Below are 1,426 nucleotides of genomic sequence, written 5' to 3' on the forward strand. Positions count from 1 at the left end.
ACCCGGCGACCTACACGGTCGTCCCGGAGGCGCAGTACCGGCGGGTCAAGCGCGCGTCGGCGCTCTCGCGCAGGCATCTCGGCGTGCTCCTGCACGTGACGGCGTGGCGCGAGCGTGAGGCTCAGCGGCGCGACGTGCCGAGGAGGCGCGTACTCGCCGACGAGACGCTCGTGGAGGTGGCGCGCCGCATGCCGGGCGACCTCGCGTCGCTCGAGGCGGTCCGCGGCGTACCCGACCGCCTGCCGCACCAGTCGCGCGCCGAGCTGCTCGAGGCGGTCGTGCGCGGCGCGGCGATGGCCGATGACGACCTGCCGCGCTTCGAGCGCCGCGAGCGCCGCGAGCCGGCGGAGGGCGTCGTCGAGCTGATGGCCGCGCTCGTGCGCGTCCGGGCGAAGGAGCGCAGGATCGCGGCGCCGCTGCTCGCGTCTCGCGACGACATCGAGGCACTCGCCGGCGGCCTGCGGGAAGGCAGCCCGCTGCTCGAAGGGTGGCGCCGGCAGATGATCGGCCTCGAGCTCGTCGATCTTGCCGAGGGGCGCATCTCGCTGCGCGCGGGCGAGCACGGGCTCGTCGCCGACCGGGTCGACGGCGGGTAGGGGCGACCGTGGCCGAGGAACGCGCGCTGTCCGTGAGCGAGGCCGTCGGCCTCGCCAAGTCGGCGCTGGAGCAGATCCCGGTCACGGTGATCGGCGAGGTCACGCAGTTCAAGACCTTCAAGGCCGTCTACTTCACCCTGTCAGACGGGACCGCGGCGCTCGACTGCATCATGTGGCCGGGGCCGTACGAGGCCGCCGGCGTGCCGCTCGCACCCGGGATGCTCGTCGAGGTCTCGGGGCGTTTCACCGTGTACCCGGCGAAGGGCCGCATGCAGCTGTCGGTCACGCGCCTGGCCGCGGCGGGAGAGGGCGCACTGCGCATGCAGGTCGCGGCGCTCGCCCGCGCGCTGCAGGCCGAGGGGCTGATGGACCCGGAGCGCAAGCGCCCGCTGCCCGCGTTCCCGTCGCGGGTCGCCGTCGTGACCTCGCCGCGCGGTGCCGCGGTCTGGGACGTGATCCGCACGCTGCGGCGCCGCTGGCCGATGACCGAGGTGCTCGTGGCCGGCGTCCGCGTCGAGGGCGCCGACGCGCACGCGGAGCTGATCGAGGGGTTGCGCGTCGCCGCCGAGGCGTCCCCGGACGTGATCGTGCTGTGCCGCGGCGGCGGCTCGTACGAGGACCTCATGCCGTTCAACCACGAGGCGCTCGCCCGCGCGGTCGCGGCCTGCCCGGTGCCGGTCGTGACCGGGATCGGCCACGAGCCGGACACCTCCATCGCCGACATGGTCGCCGATCGGCGCGCCTCGACCCCCACCGCCGCGGCGGAGGCGTGCGCTCCCGACGCTGCGGACGTCGCGGCGGCCCTCGCGCGCGAGGGTAGGGCGCTGGGG

The 1,426-nt window shown here is 75.6% G+C and carries 2 protein-coding genes; both read left to right on the top strand.

Annotated features, from left to right (window positions below):
* A partial coding sequence (locus FDZ70_10630; protein ID TLM66072.1) for a ribonuclease D occupies nucleotides 1–596 on the top strand: 596 nt, incomplete at its 5' end.
* An 8-nt stretch (nucleotides 597–604) separates the two neighbouring features.
* Nucleotides 605–1,426: exodeoxyribonuclease VII large subunit (gene xseA, locus FDZ70_10635; protein TLM66073.1), on the top strand; the 822-nt coding region annotated here is incomplete at its 3' end.

It is taken from the genome of Actinomycetota bacterium (assembly GCA_005774595.1).
Classification (GTDB): domain Bacteria; phylum Actinomycetota; class Coriobacteriia; order Anaerosomatales; family D1FN1-002; genus D1FN1-002.